The organism is Micromonospora sp. DH13 (assembly GCF_020873825.1).
In the GTDB taxonomy this organism is placed as follows: Bacteria; Actinomycetota; Actinomycetes; order Mycobacteriales; family Micromonosporaceae; genus Micromonospora; species Micromonospora haikouensis.
In genome coordinates this window covers 233,950-255,231 of sequence record NZ_JAHWGR010000002.1, presented here as the reverse complement: position 1 = coordinate 255,231, position 21,282 = coordinate 233,950, and the positions used below count along the sequence as shown (strand labels likewise).

The 21,282-nt window shown below is 70.4% G+C and carries 15 protein-coding genes and 4 pseudogenes; 8 read left to right on the top strand and 11 right to left on the bottom strand.

Annotated elements, in window-relative coordinates; genetic code table 11:
* Positions 1-70: 70 nt before the first annotated feature.
* A pseudogene (locus LPA42_RS03065) lies at positions 71-289 on the top strand (SitI3 family protein); the annotation flags it as partial.
* Between the two features lie 185 nt (positions 290-474).
* Here LPA42_RS03065 and LPA42_RS03060 read toward each other — a convergent pair.
* Positions 475-2,292: an exonuclease domain-containing protein gene (locus tag LPA42_RS03060; RefSeq protein WP_077939554.1), complete on the bottom strand. Its 1,818-nt coding sequence runs from the start codon at positions 2,290-2,292 to the stop codon at positions 475-477.
* A gap of 76 nt (positions 2,293-2,368) precedes the next feature.
* Positions 2,369-3,739: a DUF4041 domain-containing protein gene (locus LPA42_RS03055; RefSeq protein WP_228986299.1), complete on the bottom strand. Its 1,371-nt coding sequence runs from the start codon at positions 3,737-3,739 to the stop codon at positions 2,369-2,371.
* Between the two features lie 616 nt (positions 3,740-4,355).
* Between LPA42_RS03055 and LPA42_RS03050 the strand changes: the two genes are divergently transcribed.
* Positions 4,356-4,832: a pilin gene (locus LPA42_RS03050; RefSeq protein WP_228986298.1), complete on the top strand. Its 477-nt coding sequence runs from the start codon at positions 4,356-4,358 to the stop codon at positions 4,830-4,832.
* 369 nt (positions 4,833-5,201) lie between these two features.
* Positions 5,202-5,471, top strand: coding sequence for a hypothetical protein (locus tag LPA42_RS03045; protein WP_077939553.1), 270 nt, complete (start codon positions 5,202-5,204; stop codon positions 5,469-5,471).
* On the opposite strand, the gene LPA42_RS03040 is transcribed toward LPA42_RS03045, so the two are convergent.
* Positions 5,440-8,136 (bottom strand): AAA family ATPase, encoded by a 2,697-nt coding sequence (locus tag LPA42_RS03040; RefSeq protein ID WP_228986297.1) that lies wholly within the window; start codon positions 8,134-8,136, stop codon positions 5,440-5,442. The genes LPA42_RS03045 and LPA42_RS03040 overlap by 32 nt on opposite strands.
* 10 nt (positions 8,137-8,146) lie before the next feature.
* Positions 8,147-8,476, bottom strand: coding sequence for a hypothetical protein (locus tag LPA42_RS03035; protein WP_158229473.1), 330 nt, complete (start codon positions 8,474-8,476; stop codon positions 8,147-8,149).
* Between the two features lie 606 nt (positions 8,477-9,082).
* Between LPA42_RS03035 and LPA42_RS03030 the strand changes: the two genes are divergently transcribed.
* A complete protein-coding gene (locus LPA42_RS03030; RefSeq protein ID WP_198956715.1) occupies positions 9,083-9,520 on the top strand; it encodes a hypothetical protein in 438 nt (145 codons plus the stop codon).
* Between the two features lie 105 nt (positions 9,521-9,625).
* Positions 9,626-10,663, top strand: a complete 1,038-nt coding sequence (locus LPA42_RS03025; protein WP_077939551.1) for a medium chain dehydrogenase/reductase family protein — start codon at positions 9,626-9,628, stop codon at positions 10,661-10,663.
* Here the strand turns inward: LPA42_RS03025 and LPA42_RS03020 are convergent, their stop codons facing one another.
* The 4 genes and pseudogenes from LPA42_RS03020 to LPA42_RS03010 all read right to left on the bottom strand — a co-directional run bounded on the left by LPA42_RS03020 (position 10,664) and on the right by LPA42_RS03010 (position 13,735).
* On the bottom strand, positions 10,664-12,166 hold the full coding sequence (locus LPA42_RS03020) for a multicopper oxidase family protein (RefSeq protein WP_077939550.1): 1,503 nt from the start codon (positions 12,164-12,166) through the stop codon (positions 10,664-10,666). It abuts the gene before it with no gap.
* A 263-nt stretch (positions 12,167-12,429) separates the two neighbouring features.
* Positions 12,430-12,801 (bottom strand): IS3 family transposase, encoded by a 372-nt coding sequence (locus LPA42_RS03015; protein WP_077939549.1) that lies wholly within the window; start codon positions 12,799-12,801, stop codon positions 12,430-12,432.
* A gap of 154 nt (positions 12,802-12,955) precedes the next feature.
* A pseudogene (locus LPA42_RS34695) lies at positions 12,956-13,171 on the bottom strand (transposase); the annotation flags it as partial.
* Between the two features lie 87 nt (positions 13,172-13,258).
* Positions 13,259-13,735 (bottom strand): RICIN domain-containing protein, encoded by a 477-nt coding sequence (locus LPA42_RS03010; protein ID WP_077939548.1) that lies wholly within the window; start codon positions 13,733-13,735, stop codon positions 13,259-13,261.
* Between the two features lie 159 nt (positions 13,736-13,894).
* Between LPA42_RS03010 and LPA42_RS03005 the strand changes: the two genes are divergently transcribed.
* From LPA42_RS03005 to LPA42_RS02995, 3 genes and pseudogenes are all read left to right on the top strand, one after another.
* On the top strand, positions 13,895-14,398 hold the full coding sequence (locus LPA42_RS03005) for a hypothetical protein (protein ID WP_077939547.1): 504 nt from the start codon (positions 13,895-13,897) through the stop codon (positions 14,396-14,398).
* 60 nt (positions 14,399-14,458) lie between these two features.
* A pseudogene (locus LPA42_RS03000) lies at positions 14,459-14,756 on the top strand (IS5/IS1182 family transposase); the annotation flags it as partial.
* A gap of 94 nt (positions 14,757-14,850) precedes the next feature.
* Positions 14,851-19,221: a glycoside hydrolase family 9 protein gene (locus tag LPA42_RS02995; protein ID WP_158229472.1), complete on the top strand. Its 4,371-nt coding sequence runs from the start codon at positions 14,851-14,853 to the stop codon at positions 19,219-19,221.
* 78 nt (positions 19,222-19,299) lie between these two features.
* On the opposite strand, the pseudogene LPA42_RS02990 reads toward LPA42_RS02995, so the two are convergent.
* The 3 genes and pseudogenes from LPA42_RS02990 to LPA42_RS02980 all read right to left on the bottom strand — a co-directional run.
* Positions 19,300-19,589: pseudogene (locus tag LPA42_RS02990) on the bottom strand (transposase); the annotation flags it as partial.
* 261 nt (positions 19,590-19,850) lie between these two features.
* Positions 19,851-20,489, bottom strand: a complete 639-nt coding sequence (locus tag LPA42_RS02985; protein ID WP_043968218.1) for a ThuA domain-containing protein — start codon at positions 20,487-20,489, stop codon at positions 19,851-19,853.
* Positions 20,486-21,235, bottom strand: a complete 750-nt coding sequence (locus LPA42_RS02980; protein WP_077939545.1) for an alpha/beta fold hydrolase — start codon at positions 21,233-21,235, stop codon at positions 20,486-20,488. Before LPA42_RS02980 ends, LPA42_RS02985 begins: the two co-directional genes overlap by 4 nt.
* Positions 21,236-21,282 lie beyond the last annotated feature (47 nt).

Sequence of the window (21,282 nt, the reverse complement as noted above, 5' to 3'; positions counted from 1 at the left end):
CGGAAACACAAACGGTGCGGGCAAGTGTTGACCTTGCCGCGCACCGTCGGGATTCGGTTCGTGTCCGAGGGACATCACCTTCTCCCCCCACGCCGACGACCTCGCCGACAAAGCCATCCCCAACATGATCGCCACCGTGTCCAGGGTCCTGGCCGGGCGGGAGGGAGACGCCGCCCTCATCCAGGACGGCAACCACCTCCTCCTGACCCGCACCAACAGCGTCACCCACCTCCACCACCGCGACGACTGGTGGGACCACTACCGACTCACCCACCTCATCACCGACTGAACCCGCCCCCGCTCCCCGCTACCCCCGCGCGGCACCGGACCAGCGTTCAGAGGTTGCCGCTGACCGGGGGCAGCTCCCGGGTCACTGCCACAGCCGGTGACAGCAAGGGGGACGTGAGGGCGAACCCCGCGAGGGCACCGTGAGGCACTTCACTCAGACACATCAGGTCATGGACGGTGTGGCGGCTACGCGTGGGCCGCGGCCTGGCGCTGTCTGAGACGCTCGAGGAGCCGAGCCGGTGTGGCTCCGGGAGCATGTCGCTGTCGGGCGAATCGTTCGAGCACCGCGACTTCGGCGGCGGGGTCGCCCAGGCCGGCGAAGATGATGGCGGCCCTCTCGTAGTACCAGGGAGCCACCCCGTGCCCGCTGATGCGTGCGTCGTTCTCCACCGCGTCGATGCACCGGACGGTCAGGAGCAGAGCCGCATGGACATCGGTCTTCTGCATCGTCGTGATCTGGTCGGTGAGGGTATGCGGCTGCTGGCCGTCGACCAGTCCGTCCGTCGTGGGCGCACACCACAGCGGTAGGCCGGTGCTGTCCGACCAGGTGCGGCCGTCTCCCGCGCTGGCCCTCTCGGTCCAGCCCCTGCCGTCCCAGAAGCGGTAGGTCCACCGCCCGGACGGGTCCAGGTACCAGCCGGCGACGACCTGCGGTCTGCGAGGGGTGGGCAGGGGCACCGCGGCGGCCGGTGTCGGCTCTGCGCGGGACTCGTGCTGTTCCGCGCCCACCGTGGCGGCTCCAGGCTGGTGGGGTGCCGGGGAAGGCCTGGCGGTGGTCCCCAGCATGTCGTCGAGGGCCAGGTCGGAGCGGATCGGTATGGCGAGTTCGCGTGCTCGCGCGACCTTCGCGTCGTCCTGGTCGGCAGCGGTGATCACGGCGGCGACGACGTTGCGGGTCAGGTTCACCGCCAGGACGAAACCGGCTTGGGTGAGGCGGTCACGGGCGTCGACGGACACGGACGGGCTGCACCAGACGCGTTGTCCCTTCTGCTTGACCGCCCGGGTGCGGTGCGTGGTTTCCGCCTCGGGCGCAGTGAGGTCTGCGAAGTAGTCCGGTTCCCCGAGAAGTCGGGCGGCCGTGACGAGTTGCTGGTACTCGGTGCTGGTCAGGATGTCGTCGGCGAGCGCTGCGTCCCGCAGTCCGTCGAGGTAGCGGTGGTGCAGGTCCCGTACCTGTTGGGCGCCCATGCCGGACTGCCCGGCCAGTCGGGCCAGTGCCTTGGCCTCGACGCCGGTCAGCTTGCCGTCGCTGAGGGCGTCCCCGACGGCGGCGAGGTACGCCTCGGCGGACGCCGGGTCGGTGTCGCTGGTGGAGTAGGGCAACTTGCCGAGCAGCGACTGGATCCACCCGTCCGTGCCCTTGCGTAGGCCGGTTGCCCGGGTGCGGGGCTGGGCGTGGCGGGGGTACCGGGGCAGTGGTACAGGCACGGACGGGAACCGGAGGGCAGGTGCCTCCGCCAGGAGCCGGATGAGGAGTTGAGCGGTCGCCCGGGTGTCACCGAGAGCGGTGTGGGCGTCGTGCAGCTCGATGCCGTACGCGGCGCAGCAGGACACGAGCTGGAAGTTCGGCGCGGCCAGGACCTGTCGGGCCAACCGCAGGGTGCACACCGCCGGCAGGGGCGCGGTGTCGATGCCGGCGCGGGCGAACTCCTGCGCGATGAAGCCCTCCTCGAAACGGGCGTTGTGCGCCACCGCGACAGCACCGTCGAGTCTGCTCAGGATGTCCCCCGCCACGTCGGCGAAGGTCGGCGCGCCGGACAGCATGTCGGCCGTGATGTGGTGGACGAACGTCGGGCCGGGGTCGCGGCCTGCGTCGATGAGGGTGGCCCACTCGTCGACCACCCGGCCTCCCTCGACACGAACCAGGGCGATCTCCACGATCCGGTCGGACCTCGACGACAGCCCGGTGGTCTCCACGTCCACCACCACGAACGGCGCGTCGCCCAGGTCGACACCTCCGCTTCCGCCTGCTGACCCGAAGGCGAACAATCCGACCGACGACATACGTACCTCTCCAACTTGACGATTCCGCTGGCCCGACCGGCCCGCACCGATCCCGGCTGTCCACGATCCCGGCACGTCAGGTGAGCGCGCCCGCTTGCTCCTGCGCCTGGGTGAGGCTCTGTCGGTACTCCAGGGCCTCCGGGACCTCCTCGTACTGCAGCAGGCTGCCGGTCAACGCCAGCAGATGCTCCTTGGCCTCCTCCGGGGTGGCGTAGAAGAACTCGCGACGGTGGTTGACCAGGTTGACCCGCCGGTCGGCCAGCCGTGCGTGCATCTGCGCCTCGATGCCGACAGCGTCCTCGGAGAAGAACAGGGCGTGGACGTCGAAATTGAAGGGCACCGAGGCGTCGCTGAGTTCCCGCACCCGGTCCAGCGGGTCCAGCCGGCGGGTCATCCCGACCTTGACCATCTTCTCGCCGAAAGCGCCGAGGTTGGAGATCACGTACACGTATCCGGCCCGGACGTTCGCGGCCCGGTGGTCGACGTCCTGGATCGCGGTGTCGATCTGGGCCAACCGGTCCTGCATCTGGGCGACGCCGTCGGCATCGCCCTTGGCCTGCAGAGCGGCCAATGCGTTGGCGTAGTGCTGGCGTTCCTTGTCGAGCCGGGCGCGTTCGCGTTCGATCTCCTGCTGCGCGCGTCGCTCCTCGCGCAACCGGGCCTTCTCCTCCCGCTCCCGCTCCTTCTCCTCAGCCAGCTTCTCCTGGTAGTCGGCGGTGAGCTCCAACTCCTTGATTCGCAGCCGGTGGTAGTCCTCGGCGATCCGGATCTGCATCGTCTTGCCGAGCTTGGCGATCGTAGCCGCCACCTTCCCCAGCCGGTCGACGGCCGAGTCGAGCTTGTACGGCTTCAACCCGCGTACGAGGTTGTCCGCCTCGGCGTTGTAGGCGCGGAGCATCAGCTTGGAGAAGTCCCGGACCATCGCCCGGCCCTCCGTGACCGAGCCGTTGACCGTCCAGCCGGTAGCGGCCTTGACCGCGCCGCCGTCCTTTCTGGCCATGGCCTTGATCTGGTCCTGGATCCGGCTGAGCTGGCTCTGGTAGGCAACCGCGTCCGACAGAGGGTGCCGGTACTGGTAGACGCCAGCCTCCTGCAGCAGCGCGGTCTCCTCGGTGACCACGATCTGCTGCCGAAGCCCACGAAGGCGGCGGTCGAGCTCGGCCTTCTGCGCCTTGCCCTTCGCCGTCAGGTCGGCGAGCTCACGACCGAGCCTGTCCCGCTGCTGTTCCAACTCCAGCACCGACAGCATGCCCAGGCGCGACATCTCCGCCCGCAGCCCCGCCAGCTCGGCATGCGCCTGCTCCAGCTCGCTGCGCAGCCGCGTACCCTCCGCGGCCAGTTCACGCGCCTTGCCCCGGGCACCGAACAAGGGGATGTCCGGATCACTGACGGTGCGCTGTTGCGGGACGACGGCAGGAGTACTGGCAGCCTGCGTGGCTGCCGTCATGGGTGCCACCGGAGCCGGAGCCGGATTATCCGGAAGCCACAACTGCCAGCCCGGCGGAGGAGGGCCCCAGGTGGGATCCGGTGTCCAACCCGACGGTGGAACCCACCCAGCAGGAGGCGTCGGCCAGTTCGGTGGTGCGTTGAAGCGGTATCCCATTGCTCTCCCCAGGCATCACAACGGCCCGACGAAACTAGCGCCGCAGCCCACGGGCGGACATCGACGACTCAGACCGGCAGTTCAGCCCATCCAGACGGCCACGAATACCCAAACGAGGAGTTCAGTCCAGTTCCTGACAAAAGCGAGCATTGCTGCGGAACGGGCAGGCCAGCAAGGGACACGTCGGCAGCCCTCCTACCGCACGTACCGATGGCCGGTCCTGTCAGAGGTTGACAGGATGAACGGGGGTTCGATCGGCCTGACAGTCGAGATCTGAGCGGTGCATGTCATCCACGGCATGCCCGCCCGGTGGGGACCGTCCTTCCGGCGGGGCCCGTGGTCCGGCACGACTGGCGCGGCATACTGACACCGCTGGTAAGGGAGGAGCGCCCCCACCGGACCACATCCCCTTCGCCCGGTCCCCACCGTGGCGGCCCGCACAGTCTTGTGGAGGGTCGCGATGCACACCACTCTCGTTGTCCTGCCCGACCTCGCCGCCGCAGGTCAGCCGTTGGCGGCGAACAGCATCAGCCAGGTCATCTCCAACATCACCGACTGGATCATGGGCATCATCGCGCTCGTCGCGACGATGTTCCTGGTCATCGGTGGCCTGCGGTACATGGCGGCCGGGGGTGACCCGGCCCAGGTCGAGCAGGCCAAGGGCAAACTCAAGTCGGCCCTGTCGAGGCGGTGCCCGGCTGCCAAGCCAACGCCCGCAGGATGGTCTGCTCGGCAACCCGGCCGCAGCCGGACGGGACAGCCATCCCCAGCAGAAGCTCAGTGGCATCGACGACCGCCGGAAGCTGAACCCGGGCGGGTATTTGCATTGGAAAAACGGCAGGCAGGGCAGCAGGAACAAGCTACTCACCGCTCGGGACAGGAGGTCGTGTCATGGCGGTGGCCGCAGAAAGACGATGTCGTGTGTCTCGTCGCATGACCCGCCCGCTCCGCAAGCGACCAGCAGGTCTTACGTTCCACGCCCGACAGCAGCCCTTCCACGAACTGCCCGGCGCTCCGGCGTGGCTCGGCCCGCACGAACCGGCCCGCGACACGCGCCACCGCCTCGTCCAGGATGACCGCCACTCGGCGGGGTCTACGCTGTGGCACGCGGCCACCGCACGATCTTCGGTTGTCCTCACAAACCATCGATGATCAACGCGGTGGCCGTCTCCATGCCCACGCCACGCCCAACGCCACAGCCAAGTGACGTTGGAGTAGTAGTCATCGGCGAGTTTGTATCCGATGCCGTACACGGTGAGCAGCCGCACCGGACATCGGGAATTCACCTCGATCTTCCGGCCGCGCGGTGGCCTGGCACGCCGCCGACGTCCACCGCGCCGACCTTCCGGCAGGCGTACGGCTGGCCGGCGTCCTCGCCCTCGCCGCCGCCGGCCCGGGCGCGGCCACCAACCCGGGTTCCCCGGAGGCCGAGCTCTGCCGGACCTGCCGTGCACCGACCACCGCGCTGGCCGCGTCACCCGCCCCTGCCACCGGCGACTACGCCGACGGCTGCTGCGGCAGGCCCGGGGCGACGAGCCGCATTCCTAGCCCGCGCCGAGGTCGGGCCGGTGCCTGAGTTGCCGCCGGGAGTTGATGCCGAGCTTGCGGAAGATGTTGCGCAGGTGGGTGTCGACGGTGCGCGGGCTGATGAACAACTGGGCGGCCACCTCGCCCGACGTCGCGCCGGCGGCGACCAGCCGGGCGATGTGCAGCTCCTGGATCGTCAGCTGGTCGTACGTGTGTGGTGACCGTTGGCGTGGCCGCTCCCCGGTGGCACGCAGCTCGACGGCCGCCCGCCGGGCGAACGCGTCCAGCCCCGCCTCGGACAGCAGGCGGTGCGCGGTGCGCAGATGCTCTCGGCAGTCCCGTCGGCGGCCCTCGCGCCGCAGCCATTCCCCGTACACGAGATGGGCCCTGGCCCGGTAGGCCGACAGCGGGCTCCGCTCCAGGTGCGCGACGGCGGCCCGGTAGTGCTCCTCGGAACCGGTCACCAGCGCCCGGGCGTAGGCGGCGATGCCCAGGCCGGTGGCCGTTCCGCTGGCCTCGGCGCGGTCGACCAGCGACCCCAGCGCGTCTGCGGCGGTGTCGGAGTCGCCGCAGCGCACCGCCGCCTCGACCAGCTCGGGCAGGGAGAAGCTGGCGAGGAAGAGGCCCCCGTCCGCAACGGCCCGCCGGGCGGCGGCCAGCGCGGCCGGATAGTCGGCGAGACCGTTGTGCAGCACCGCGGACGCCCAGTCGATGTTGCCGGTCAGGAGACCGCTGCCGCTCGTGGCCGCCGCGACCGCGACGCTCTCGAATAACGCGAGCGCCTCGGCGCGGCGACCGCGCACGGCCGCCAGGTGGATCCGGTGGTACGGCATCGGGGACCCGCCGATCGCGTCGGCTATCGCCTCCTCCTCGGCGATCGACGCCATGGCCAGGCCGAGGTCGGCGGTGAGCGCGCCGTACGAGGCGGTCTGCGCGAGCCCGAGACGCAGCAGCAGCGGCGCACCGGACTCGCGGCCGGTGCGCACCAGCCACTCGACGATCGCCCAGTGCCGGTGCGGATCCCAGATCTCCGCCGCGAGCATGAGCGCGAGCGCGGGGTGCTCGGTCCATCCCGTCCCGTCGTGACCGTCAAGGACCTGCCGGATCAGCGGGACCGCGCGGCGATGTCCCGCCGACTCCAGCAGGCCCAACGCGTCCAGGACGTCCGGCGGACGCGCCACGGTCACCGGCACAGACCGTGCGGCGGCCAGCACCCGGTCCAGCACGCCGCTGGCCCGACCGACGAGGAGAGCCATCTCGATCGCATCCAGGAAGCACCGGCGGGCCCGGTCCGGGTCCAGCCCGGCCAGCCGCCTGCCGGCGCGGATCATGAACTCCGGGCCGCTCTCGTCCCGGTGGCTCTGGAAGGCGACCTGCCCGCGCAACAGGTCGGCGTGCGCGAGTTGAAACTCGTCGAGCACGCGGTGCTCGACGGCCCGGACCAGCACGGCGGCCCGGTCGGGGCGGCCGGCGACAAGGGTGGCCTGCGCCGCCGCGAGCGTGCGTTCGACCCGGCTGACGGGATCCTGGGACAGCTCGGCCGCACGTTCCAGGAAGGTCGCCGCGGCCACCGCGCCGCCGCGCGCCCGGGCGCGGGCCGCCGATCGTACGAGCTCCGCGGCGACCCCGTCGTCGGGGCCGACGCTGGCCTGGGCGCGGTGCCAGGCCCGCCGGTCCGGGTCGGTATCGGCGTTGGTCACCTCGGCCAGCGCCCGGTGCGCCCGCTGCCGTTCCGGCCCGGATGCGGCCCGGTAGACCGCGGAGCGGGCAAGCGGGTGGCAGAAGCGGACGCCGGTGGAGAACTCGACCAGCCCGGTCGCGGCCACGCTGACGCTGGCGGTCGACACGTCCACGCCCGACAGGCACGCGGCCGACCACAGCAGAGCGGGATCGCCCGTCGGGTCGGCGCTGGCCACGGTCAGCAGCAGGCGGGCGTCGTCCGGCAGCCCCGACAGCCGGGCCCGGAAGCTGCGCTCTATCCGGTTCGGCACCGGCGTGCCGTCCGGCGGCCCGAGACCGTCCGCCCAGGGCAGTTCGAGCAGGGCCAACGGGTTTCCCCGGGCCTCGGCCAGCAGCCGGTGCAGCACCTGCTCGTCGCGCAGGAGGTGCCGTCGGGCCGCGAGCACCGTCCGCGCGTCGGCGTCACTCAACCCGGTGACGTCGAGACCGGGCAGCTCGTCCATTTCGTCCCGGACGGGCGGCCGCAGCGCGAACAGCATGGCGATGGGCTCGGCGGACACCCGCCGACCGACGAACGCCAGCGCCTTCGACGACGCCGCGTCCAACCAGTGAGCGTCGTCGACCACGCACAGCAGCGGGCGCACCCGGGCTGCGGCGGCCAGCAGCCCCAGGGCCGCCACACCGATGTGGAACAGGTCGGGTGTGCCCGCAGCCAGCCCGAATGCCACCCGGAGCGCGTCGGCGTGCCGGGAGGGCAGGTCCGCGAGGTGATCGAGTACCGGCACACAGAGCTGGTGCAGCGCGCCGAAGGGCAGCTCCCGCTCGAACTGCACCCCCGACGCCTGGACGACGCGCACGCCGGACGCCGCGGCGCTGGCGCGCGCCAGCAGCGTGCTCTTGCCGATGCCGGCTTCGCCGCGCACCACGAGCGCCCCGCCCCGGCCCGACCGGGCACACTGGATCAGCTCGTCGAGGACCTTGAGTTCGACGTCCCTGCCGACCAGTGAGCCCGGGGAGGCAGCTGCGGATCGCACGCCGGACAGGCTACCCCTGTCCCGCCCCCGGTGCCGCCGCCCGGAATCGCGCCGGTCGGCCCCTGCCGCCCGACCAGCCGGCTGCCTGTCGTCGTCGACCACCCCGGGCCTCGGTGACGACACCGCCGCACGCCGCGAGCTGGTCCTTGACCGTCTGGTGGGTGACACACGGCCGGCCATGGGTCAGACCCGCCGCGCCGAGCAGCAGCGCGCCCGTGCAGACCGAGGCGGCCACCAGGCCGGGGCGCGGCGCGTCGGCGAGCTTCCTCGGCAGGTGACCCTTGTTGATCTCCAGTTCGACACCCGGCCGGTCCGGCCCGGTGAACCCGCTGCCGGGCACGACGAGCAGGTCGGCGTTCCACGGCGTTCAGCCCCTGCCGACCTTGACCAGGGTGCCGCCGCCGGCAGTGACCGTACGCGGAGGTCGGCGGTGACGTACTCGATACTCAGGGGCGCGAGGGCAGCGTTGCGGGCGATGGTCAGCACCTCGTACGGCCCGACGAAGTCCTGTTCCTCGATACCGTCGTACATGACGACCTGCACGCGCGGCGGACGATCTGCCGACCAGGTCGGGTCGGGACGTCGGACGGGATCCGTCCGGTGTTCGTCGTCGGCTGCGGCGGCCGCCCAGCGGCGGCCGTGCCGGTCAGCGCAGAGGCACCGACCGTGAGGCCGACGCCGAGGGCGGATCGCCGGGAGATCGCCGCTGCCCTGGCGCGTCCAGAGTGGACCATCATGCTCCGATAGTCGGGCACGCCAGGGTTTCAGTTCCGGCCATCCGGCAGCGCCCGGCGGGAGTCGCGTCGACGACCGTCCGCCGCGCGGTGCGACCACGCGGGCGGCTGCGTGGGTGACTACGCAGTTCCCACCGATGCGGCGTCGAGCCCGGCTGACCGATGGTCTTCCTGTCCACGCCCGTGGCGTGACCGAGCAAAGGGGAAGCTCCATGACAGCCCGCACCGACCTCGCCGCCCCAGCCGTCGCGACGCCGACGCGCTGGCAGGACCGGACGGGTCGCATCCTGATGGCGATCACGGCAGCCGCCACCCTGGTGCCGTTCGTCGAGGGCGTCTCCCGCCTCGGCGGCCTCTCCGACGACCTGATCCTCACCGAGTACTGGCGCACCTGCGCCTACATCGTCTTCGCTGGCATGTGGGCCATGCTGGCGGTGGCGCCCCGCAAGCAACGGGGCATGTGGGAGCTCCTGCTGTTCCACAAGATCGCGGTCACCGTCCAGGCCACGTTCGTCCTCGATGTCCCCCACGCGGTACGGACCCTGGTCGCCGACGGGTCCGTCTCGGTGACCACCGTCGCCGCCTACGTGCTGTGCCGCGGCTGGCACACCTGGCGTCGCGGGGCGCTGGGCCCCGACGACAACCGCTGATCGCGCCGGGCCGCGTCGGCGGCCCGGGCACCCGACCGGCACCGGCACCACCGCGTGTCCCTCGCCACTGCCCCAGAACCCGAGAATCTGCGGAGGAATGCCGTCATGGCCCACGCCGTCAACCCGAGTACGACCGAGATAGTCCTGCCGGGCGTGGTCGAACCGACCGGGCTGGAGGTGCGTACCCGTGAGTTGCCCGCGCCGGGTCCGGGCCAGGTCGTCCTACGGATGGAGGCGACCGGTGTGTCGTTCGCCGAGCAACAGATGCGCCGAGGCAAGTACTACGACCAGCCGCCGTTCCCCTTCGTACCCGGGTATGACCTGGTCGGCACCGTCACGGCCGTCGGGCCTGGCGTGGACTCCGGCCTGACCGGACGCCGGTTCGCCGCGGTCACCAAGATCGGAGCATGGGCCACCCAGGTGCTGATCGAGGCCGCCGACCTGGTCCCGGTGCCGGACGGGGTGTCCCCCGCCGCCGCGGAGACCGTGGTCGTCAACGGCATCACGGCCTGGCAGATGCTGCACCGGCTGGCCAAGGTCCGCCCCGGGGGCGTCGTCGTCGTGCTGGGGGCCAACGGCGGCGTCGGCTCCACGCTCGTCCAGCTGGCCCGGTACGCCGGCGTCCGCGTGATCGGCACGACGTCGGCGCGACACCACGACACGGTACGCGCGCTGGGCGCCACCCCCGTCGACTATCGCGCCCCGGGCATGTACCACCGGATCAGGGCGCTGACGCCGGACGGCGCGGACGCGGTGTTCGACCACGTCGGCGGCCCCGGCGTAGCCCGGTCCTGGGGGCTGCTGCGCAAGGGCGGCACGCTGGTGTCCTACGGCACGGCGGCGACCAAGAACGAGGCGGGCAACTCGCGGCTGCCGGTGCTGAAGCTCTTCGCGCAGCTGAAGCTCTGGCACACCCTGCCCAACCACCGAAGCGCCTACTTCTACAACTTCTGGGCGGGCCACCGCGACCTGGCGGCCTTCCGGCGCACCCTGGCCGAGGACCTCACCCACGTGTTCCGGTTGCTCGCCGACGGCGTGCTCGACCCGCAGATCGCCGCAGAGCTCCCCCTGGCCGAGGCGGCGTCGGCGCTGACGCTCGCCGAGTCCCGCACCATCGCCGGCAAGGTCGTCCTCGTGCCCTGATCACGGGTGCCGGTGCCGGCCCGGCGGGACGCCGACCTGCTCGCCCTCCCCGAGGACGACGAACTGGCCCATCATCCCGTTGTCCTCGTGCGCGAGCAGGTGGCAGTGGTACATGTACGGCATGTTCGGGTCGGTGTGGCCCCGGAAGCGCATCGCTAGGCGGTAACGCCTCCCCTGCACGAGCAGGACGGTGTCCTTCCAGCCGCGCAGCGGTGGTTCCGGCGTTCCGCCGTCGACGGTCAGCACCTGGAACTGCACGTCGTGGACGTGGAAGTTGTGCAGGTACCCGTTGTCGTTGGTCACCTCCCACACTTCCACAGTGCCCTCCCGGACACCGAAGTCGATCCGGTCCATGGCCATCGGTCTGCCGTTGATCTGGTTCGACGCGAGCAGGAAGGAGCGCTCCTGGGCTACCGCCTCGCCAGCGAGGTCCGGGGCGACGCCGAGCACGGCGGGAACGGTGGCGTCGCCGGACAGCGAGCCCGCGGCCCGGAGCTGGCAGATGTCGAGGCGGTCGTCGAAGCCGTCGAGCCGTCCCAGCACGCCGCCGTGCTCCGCCGGGTACGAGCGCAGTTCGACCCGCTCCCCCGGCGCGAACGCCACCACGATCTCCGCGCGTTCCCCCGGCGAGAGGTACAGCCGGTCGGTCTCCCACGGCGCGGCGAGCAGGCCGCCGTCCGTGGCGACGAGCGAGAAGCGCCGGTCGTCGGAGAACCCGAAGTGGTACAGGCGCGCGTTGGAGCCGTTCAGCAGCCGCAGCCGCACGAGCCGGGTCGTGACGTCGACGTAGGGCCCGATCGTGCCGTTGACGAGGATCTCGTCGCCGATCACCCCCAGCGAGCCCGCCAGCGGCTCCCGCTGCGCGAACTGCTGGTCGGCGTCGAACGAGCGGTCCTGGACGATCATCGGGACGTCGTCGACACCGTACTCGGACGGCAGGCCGAGCGCCTCGGCCCGCTCGTCGTCGACGATGAACAGCCCGGCCAGGCCCCGGTACGTGTGGTCGGCGGTCGAACCGTGCAGGTGCGGGTGATACCAGAGCGTCGCGGCGGGTTGGTCGATCGTCCACCTCGGTTCCCAGGTCCCCCCGGGCGCAACCGTCTGGTGCGGGCCGCCGTCCATCACCGCCGGCAGATGCATGCCGTGCCAGTGCAGCGAGGTCGCCTCGCCGAGGCCGTTGCGCACCACGAACTCGACCCGCTCGCCGCGCCGGGCCCGGATCGTCGGGCCCAGGTACACGCCGTTCACGCCCCAGGTACGGGTGGGCTTGCCGTCCTTGAACCGGGTCTCGCCCGGCTGGATGCCGAGGGTGAAGACCCGGGCGCCCGAGGCGCCACGGCGCGACCGGGCCAGGGCGGGGATCGACAGCGGCGTGTCGAAGGAGACCTTTCCGACCGTGTTCCGCCTCGCGCTCAGGTAGTAGGCGCCGAAGCCGCCCCCGCCGAGCACGACCGTGCCACCGATTCCCCACCCGAAGGCCCTCAGCACCGTACGACGTCTCATGGGACAACCATGTCGCGGCCGGCGATGCGTCGCGTCGGCGACGACTGCGTAGCTACGCGATCACCTCCGCGGCCTTCTATCCGTGGAACGCCTCGTGCGGGTTGGTCGTCTCGCCGGGTGGGGGTGGCACCGCGGGACGAGGCATGACCGTGCTCCGTCAGACTATGACGGGCAGGCGGGCGACGCGCGACGCCGCCGCAGCGCCGGCCCGGCCCCGTTTACCGGTCGTCGCTGCGATCAACCGCTGATCCCACCCAGTACTCCTACTCACCAGAAGGGTGAGGTTCCCCCCGGGATGTGGACACCGGGATATGCCGATGCGTGCGGCGGCGCAGATGCCGGCCCACGACGTCGCGTTGCCGCATGATCCGCTCGACCCGCTTGCGGTTGACCCGCGCACCCTGGTGGTGCAGCTCGATGGTCACCCGAGGGGATCCGTAAGTGCCGCCGGATTCGGCGTGAATCCTGGTGATCTGCTCGGCGAGGGCGTACTCGTCGGCGGCGTGAGCCTGTCGGGCGGGCTCGCTGGCTGTCCAGCGGTAGAAGCCGGAACGGGACACCGCCGGGACCCGGCACAGCCGCTTGACGCCGAAGGTGGCGCGGTGGGTGGAGATGAACCGGAAGCGGCTGGTCACCGATCCATCTCCTTCGCGAAATAGGCGGCTGCCTTACGCAGGATCTCCTTCTCCTGCCGCAACTGCGCGACCTCACGCCGAAGCCGGGCGATCTCGGCGTCCTTGTCCGCCACCGACAACCCGTCCCGCCCGAGGCGGTCACAGCGGCCCCGGCTCGGCGTTCGGCGGCGCGCACCCAGTTCCGCAGGGCCTCGTGACTCATCCCCAGCTCACGGGCTACCTGGTTGATCGGCCGCTGAGACGAGCGGACCAGGCCGACCGCGTCACGCCGGAATTCTTCCGTGTACTTCGATGGACGCCCCAACGGGGACACCCTTCCTCTGGACCAACATCCAGTTTCAGGGTGTCCACATCTCAGGGGGAAGCCCATCCAGCAGGAACCCCCACTCCGCGCGGCGCCCCACGTCGACCGACCGCCCACTAGAGATCGCGCCGCTGCCGTGGAAAGCCGCGGAGATCATGCGCCGAGTCGGGTCCACCACTGGTGTTGTCCCCAATTGGACTGCCCGGTGTAGACCGCGCCGTCGAAGTTGCTGTCCAGGATCAGGCCCGTCGCCCGGTTGCCCCAGAGGTATGAGGAGATCTGGTGATCACTGCCGATCATGTCCCAGATCTGGTAGTTGCCTCCGTTGCACGGCAGGGCGTACACGGCGCCGTTGAGATTGCTGTCCAGGCACCAGCCGGAGGCCCGGTTCACGAAGGTGTACCCCCCGTTCACCACATTGAGGATCCAGTGCTGATTGTGGACGTTCGGATAGCAGGGAAGTGTGTAGACCGAGTTGCCAGAGCTGTCTAGGCATCGCTTCGTGGCGTAGTTACTGAGGGCCGTGATGTCGACGGCCAGTGCCGGCTGGGCGGCGACGACGAGACCGGACGCCACCAAGCCGATGGTCATGGTGACGCGGAGCAGGCTGCGGGTGAGCAGGTTTTTCACAGTGCCTCCGATGCGAGTGCTTGACGTGAAGGTACGTTGGCGCCGTTCGGCTCCGCGTCGGTGAAAACTACGTACGTGGTGCCACGGAGAGTTAGGTGAACGGCCCTCTCACCACGGCCTCCATCGTCGGCAGAGTGCGAGAAGATTGCCTTGTTTACCGTGCTCACGATCGCCGCGTCCGTTCTGGTCGGGCTCTTCCCCGCTGCCCCGGCGCTCGCCGTGCTGCAGGATGGTCAGGCGACCGGGCAATGGAATTCGCAGGGGCAGAGCCAGGGTGGCGAAGGTCCGCCGAAGTTCCGTTGGCAGACCATCGTGCAGGGGATCCTTGATGACCCGACGATCCAGGTCCTGGCGCAGGAGGTGGGCAGCGCCCCGCCACCGACGGCTCAGCCGACCGGGCGGGTCCTCTCCGGCGTGGTCAAGTACTGCTGGAACTGCGGCACCGGGACCCGCCCGAACAACGTCTTCATCTACTGGACCGATGTCCAACAGCAGCGCAACGGCCTCGCGACCGTCACCCGGGAGTCGGTGGTCGACGCACGGCGGTTGACGGCACGGCCGTTTCAACATCATCTGGTGCTGCCGAGGATGGTGAATGGCCTGGTCATGTTGCGGTTGGCCCATCGGGTGGCTTCGGTGATGTCGGTGCGGTGTCTCTGCTGAAGTGGAGGGTTTCGATGGTCCATTGGCCGCGGTTGAACGCGGCGGTCTGGGCCGGTCCCGCGCGGATACGACAGCCGTGGCACCCGAGAGCTGCTCGACGAGATCGGCTTCGACGCCCAGATCGCCCGCAAAGGCGTGCCCGCACCGATCCAGGTCGGCAGGCGGTGGGTGGTCGAGCGGACGAACTCGTGGATGAACGGGTTCGGCAAGATCCGCCGGTGCACCGACCGCGACGCCACAGTCACCGACTTCTACCTGTACCTGGCCGCCGCCATCGTCACCGTCCGTCAACTCATCCACCGGGCACGAACCCTCTACCGCTGGGGGCACCCGGCCCACCACCCGCCGACTCAAGTGACACCTACTGCCGGTCCCTCTAGGTAATTCCTACCGATGCGATGTCGAGCCCCGCTACCGCATGGTCTCTGTGTCCGAGTTCTGGAGGATCTGACGTGGGCTTTGCACGCAAACGGTTGGCCACGATCATCGCGGCGACGACGGCGGCGACGCTGTTGTCCGCAGTCGAACCGATGACACCGGCGGTGGCGGCCCCGCAGGACCGGGTCACCGCGTCCTGGAACATGCAGGGCCAGAGCGACGGGACCGGGGGGCCTCCGGAGTCGCGGTGGCTGACCGGTGTGCAGCAGATGCTCAACCAGGAAGGGGTGCAGGTCGCCGCACTCCAGGAGGCGGGCAGCACACCGCCCGAACGGGCGGTGTGGACCGATCGTCGGTTCGCCGATGCCGGCATCACCGAGCATCTGTACAACATCGGCTCGGAAAGCCGCCCGGACCTGGTGCAGATCTACTGGGCCGACCCCGGTCAGCAACGCAACGGCCTGGCCATCGTCACCCGGGAGACGGTGAGCGACGCCGTGATCCTGCCGGTGGGCGGGCGGTTCAACTCGCGGCCGATGATGGGCGTCCAGATCGGCACCGACTGGTATTTCACCGCCCACGCGCTGTCCAACGGTGAGAACAGCGCCAACGACGCCGCCGACATCATCGAGACGGCGCGGCAGTTCATGGCTCGCCACCCCACCGGCGAATGGATGGTGCTCGCCGACTTCAACCAGAACCCGGCACGGATGCCGGCCGCGCTACAGAACCACATAGTCGCGGCGAACCAGCCCACCCACCAGGGCGGCCATGAGCTGGACTTCGCCTATGCCAGCAACGAAAACAACAACACCATCAACGCCGAGGTTCGCGGCGGTAACTCCGACCACGCGTACGTCCGTTACGTGGGGAACGCCGGCTGTGGCTCCGGCGGGGGCCTCGCGCCCCGGACGACCGCCGACCGGGACTGCTACGCCCCGGTCCCCGGCGACACGTACCGCTTCTTCGCCCGTCACATGGAGAACGCGGTGATCGCGTTGAAGACGAATGACGGCGTCGACATCGGACCGCACGTCAGGACGCCGCGCGGCAGCCTCGACGAGGCCATTCAGGTGCGCTTCAGCACGACTGGAGGCCAGTACCAGCTTGCCTGGCCGCAGGCCGACCCGGCGACCGAGCGGTGCCTGACCTGGGACACGAACTCCCGGAGCACCGGCAGCACCCTCTGCTCGGAGCAGGCGGAGGTTTCGCGGTGGCAGTTCAAGGACGGGCAGATCTTCACGCCCGGGCTCAGCGGCTCCCTGCAACCCTCCGCAGACGCTCTCGGATCGCGGCTGATGGTCGCGCAGTCCTTCTACCAGTGGCGACCGGAGCCCCGCAACGGCATCGGCCCGCGCTGGGACCCGATCGGGGAGTTCCGGGACGCCACCCCGGCCGGCTCGGAGACCCACTTCCCCGACCTCGACGGCGACGGCGACGCCGACCACGTCATCGTTCAGCCCGACGGTCGGATACCCGCGTGGCGCAACAACGGCCCCCGATCCACCTGGACCGCCCTCGGTGACATCAGCCCGCCGGACCGGGGTCTGCCCACTACGGTGCACTTCGGCGACCTCGACGGCGACGACCGGGACGACTACATCCGCGTGCTGGCCGCTGACGAGTCGCCTACCGGGATCCGGGCCATACGGGTGTCCCGCAACGAGTCCGACGCCGCGCAGATTCGATGGGGAGCACCCACCATCGTGGCCAACAACCTGCTCTACGAGAACCCGCGCTTCGTCGACATCGACGGCGACGGAGACGACGACCTGATCAACTCGGATCGGCTGAGCAACGCCAGCCTCTGGGAGAACCGGTCCCCGGGCCGGATGCCGGTGCCGGGAGACTGGCACTCGGTCAGCGGCTTCGCGACCCCCGCCGACAGCTACTACCAGACCTCGTTCTCGGATGTCACCGGTGACCGCCGGGCCGACGTGCTGCGCGTCGACTACCCCAGCGGCAAAGTGCTGGCCTGGGAGAACACCGGCGCACCGTGGAGCGCGACGACCGGCTGGCGGTCGCTGGGCCCGATCCGTGACGATGGCCCGTTCGCCGGCACCACCGGCCTGTTCGCCGACCTCGATGCCGACCTGATCGGCGACTTCGTCCTGGTCAACGCCGCCTCGGGTGGTCTCGACGGTTGGCTGCTGCCCCGCTACGGCAGCGCTGATCCCGGCCCGGGACAGCCCGGCCAGAGCGGCGGGCAGGACCTGCCGGCCGGAACGCTGCCGGCGTACGGGGGTGGGCCACCGCGACCGCAGCTCGACGGCCGGCTGTTGCAGAACAGCACGTTCACCGGCACGGACAAGCCGTGGTGGACCAACGCGGGGATGACGCCGAAACTGGAGGGCGGGACCTTCTGCGTGACCGCGCCCGCGTCCACCAACCCGTGGGACGTCCTGGTGGGCCACAACAGCATCTACCTGCCCGGCGGCGCCACGTACACGCTGCGGTTCCGCGCCCGCACCAACACGGCGGCGAACCCGCTGATCTACCTCGCGCCCTTCGACAACCCGACGAACGTCACGTACCTGAACAAGGGCTTCACCACCGGCACCGCCTGGAAGGAGTACGAGTACAGCATCACCACGACCTACCCGGAGCCGTACCGGTTGGCCCAGCTCCAGTTCCGCCTCGGCAAGTCCACCGCGCCGTACGAGTTCTGCATGGACGACGTGACGCTCACCGGCGCCGAGTACGCGTACCGGGCCGACGCCGGGCCGGACATCAAGGTGAACCAACACGGCTACCTACCCAACGGGCCCAAACGGGCGACGTTGCTGTACGGCGCGTCCCAGGCGGTGCCGTGGACGCTGCGCCGGGCCGGCGGCGGCGCGACGGTGGCGACGGGCCGCACCACCCCGACCGGCTTCGACGCGTCGGCCAGCGCCATCACCCACGTCATCGACTTCAGCCACGTCACGACCACCGGCCGGTTCGAGCTGGTGTACGACGGCTGGGTCGACCGGCCCAGTCACGCGTTCGACATCCGCGCGGACCTATATGACCGGCTGCGCACCGACGCGACCCGGTTCTTCTACACCAACCGCAGTGGGATCGCGATCGACGGGGGCATCGCCGGGGCCGCGTACGCCCGCCCGGCCGGGCACGTCTCCGACTCACCGAACGGTGGCGACACCCAGGTGCCCTGCCAGAAGCCGAAGTCGTTCCTGAACAACTGGACCTGCTCCTACCGGCTGGACGTCACCGGCGGCTGGTACGACGCCGGTGACCACGGCAAGTACGTCGTCAACGGTGGCATCGCCACGTACCAGCTCCTGTCGACGTGGGAACGCAACCGGCCGGCGGCGCTCGGCGACGGCACCCTGGCCGTGCCCGAACGCGGCAACGGGGTTCCGGACATCCTCGACGAGGCCCGCTGGAACCTCGACTTCATGCTGAAGATGCAGGTGCCCGACGGTCTCCCGCTGGCCGGCATGGTCCACCACAAGGTGCACGACGAGACCTGGACCGGGCCGCCGATGCTGCCGCACCAGGACAAGAAGCCCCGGGAACTGCACCGGCCGTCGACCGCGGCCACCCTGAACCTGGCCGCCGTCGCCGCCCAGGCAGCGAGGATCTACCAGCCGTACGACGCCGGCTTCGCCGCCCGGCTGCGCGCGGCGGCCGAACGCGCGTACGCCGCGGCCCGGGCCAACCCGGCGCTCTTCGCACCGTACGAGGACCGCAGTGGCGGCGGTCCCTACAACGACGGGGACATCTCCGACGAGTTCTACTGGGCCGCCGCCGAGCTGTACCTGACCACCAGGGACGCCACCTACCTCACCGCCGTCCGGGTCAGCCGGTTCCACACCGCCGGTACGGCTTTCAGCCAGAACGGCTTCTACTGGGGTTCGGTGGCCGCGTTGGCCCAACTCGACCTGGCGCGGTTCGGCACCGAGCTGAATGACCGTGAGCAGATTAAAGGGTGGGTGGTCGCCGCCGCGGACCGGTTGATCTCCTTCCAGAAGGCCGAGCGCTTCGGGCAGACCTACACTCCCACCACGGGACGCTACGACTGGGGCTCGAACGCGTCCATGCTGAACAACCAGGTCGTTCTCGCCACTGCCTACGACCTCACCGGCAACGCCAGGTACGCCGACGCCGTCTTCGAGGGCCTCGACTACCTGCTGGGCCGCAACGCCCTCGGGCAGTCGTACATCACCGGCTACGGCAGCAACGACGCGAAGAACCAGCACAGCCGGTGGTACGCGAAATCGTTCGACGCCCGACTGCCGAACCCGCCCGTGGGGTCGGTCGCCGGTGGGCCCAACTCCAGCCTCCAAGACCCGCTCTCGGCGAGTTGGCTATACGGGTGCGCCCCACAGCTCTGCTACGTCGATAATCTCGAAGCCTGGTCGGTCAACGAGATCACCATCAACTGGAACTCCGCACTGACCTGGGTGGCCGCGTTCGCGGCCGATGTGGCTGGCCGTCGATGACCGGGGGCGCGGGACACGGATCTTCTCCCGGCCATTCGGGGCAACCGGTCCAGACGGCGCCCTGAGAGGACGTCTGATTCACGTATTTTGTGCATGTTGTGGCTCTAGGGGTTCTCGCCAGGTTGGGGTGTTTTCGGCGGTGAGACGTTGGCGAGGTTGTCGATCATGGCGATGGTGATCATGCTGGCGGAGTTGTCGGGTCGGGTTTCGTAGTCGCGGACGAGTCGGCGGTGGTGCATGAGCCAGCCGATGGTGCGTTCGACGACCCATCGCCGTTTGACCACGCTGAAGCCCTTGATTTGGGGGTCTTTGGTGACGATCTCGACGTCGACGCCGAGGGCGGCGCCGTGTTCGACGACGCGGTTCTCGGCGGCATCGGCGTAGACGTCCGTCGACTCCTCGATCCGCACCGCGCAGCCGCTGCCTTCGAGGAACGGGATGAACAACTCCGTCGCCCTGACCGGCTCGTGCCCCTCCCATCCGCCCCGAACCACCAGTGCCCTGCGCTGGGCTATCTCGCTCCCCCCCCGGACCGTCGCCACCGGGCTGGCCGTTCCCGCCCCGGCGACGTGTTCGATGCCTGTGCTTCCACGCATCGAAAACCGTACCCACTCGCGCGCGGCGCCGGGCTACCTGGCCCGGGCCACCCACCGCAGCGCGCCGGCCAGATGCGCGCGGAACTCCGGTTCCGCGTAGGACTCGACCGTGTGGCCGAGCGCCGTGTAGAAGGACCGCCCGCCGCACCGCTCGTGGCACCAGGCGAGCGGGTGGTCACCACCCATCGTGCCGCCCCGGTAGGTCGACTCGTCGGCCCGCAACAGCACCCGGGCGTCCGGGCGGGACCGGAAGTCGTACCACTCGTCGACCCGCTCCCAGGTGGTCGGCAGGTGGGCCGTCGCCGGGTGCCGGGGCTCGGCCACCGTGATCCTCGCGGGCTGGACCGGTGGGTGCCGGTCGAACCAGGCACCGACCAGTTCGCGGTAGAACGCCCACCCGTACTCGGTGGCCGCGGCCGAGTGCACACCCAGGAAGCCGCCCCCGCCGCGCACGTACGCCTCGAACGCGGTCCGGCCGGCGTCGGTGAGCACGTCGCCGTTGGTGTTGAGGAAGACCACGGCGGCGAACCGGGCCAGGTTGTCGGGGGTGAAGGCGGCCGGGTCCTCGGTGTTCTCCGCTGCGTCGTGCAGCTCCCGCATCGTCCGCACCCCGGCGGGAATCGAGTCGTGCCGGAATCCGGTGGTGCGGGTGAACAGCAGGATCCTGGTCATCGGTGCAGCCAGTCGGTGATCAGACGGCTGGTGCGGTCGGGGTGTTCGAGGTGCAGGAAGTGGCTGGTGCCCGGCCACACCACCACCCGCGAGCCGGGCGGAGCGGGCTGGGCCGCCTCCCACCGGGCGGGCTCCGCCAGCGAGCGCAGGCACAACACCGGTTGGGTACGTCGGCGCAGGTACGCCTCGGTGGCCGGCCGGTGCCCGAACGCTCCCGGGTCGGTGTACAGGCCGGCGTAGCAGGCGGCGAGCACCGGACCGGGGGTGGCGAGCATCTGCTCGGGCACCCCCGGCGGCAGCGGGTCGGCCGGATCGAGCGCGGCCCGGGCGCCCCTGGCACGGATTCGGGCCAGGCGGTCGTGGAAGGAGGCCGCCTCCTCGTCGTCGGCGCCGTACGCGGGATCGATCACCACGAGGGCGGAGACCAGCGCCGGATGCTCGACGGCGAGGGCGGTGACGACCTGCGCGCCCATCGAGTGGCCGACGGCCACCACCGCCCCGATGCCCAGCCGGGTGAGCAGTCGGGCCAGGTCACCGGCGAGGTCGGGGGGCCGGTAGCCGTCCGGCGGCGCCGGGGACTGGCCGTGGCCACGCAGGTCCACGGCGACGGTGCGGTGCCCCGGGAACCGGATCGGCTCCCACACCCGCAGGTCGCCGCCCCATCCGTGGACGAGCAGCAGGGTCGGCTCCCCCGCCCCGGTGTCCCGGTGGTGCAGGGCGGGCACGTCGCGTTCGGTGTCCGGCATCTTCGTCCGTCCGTGAGGTGACGTCGGTGAACTCGGTGGTGACGGTG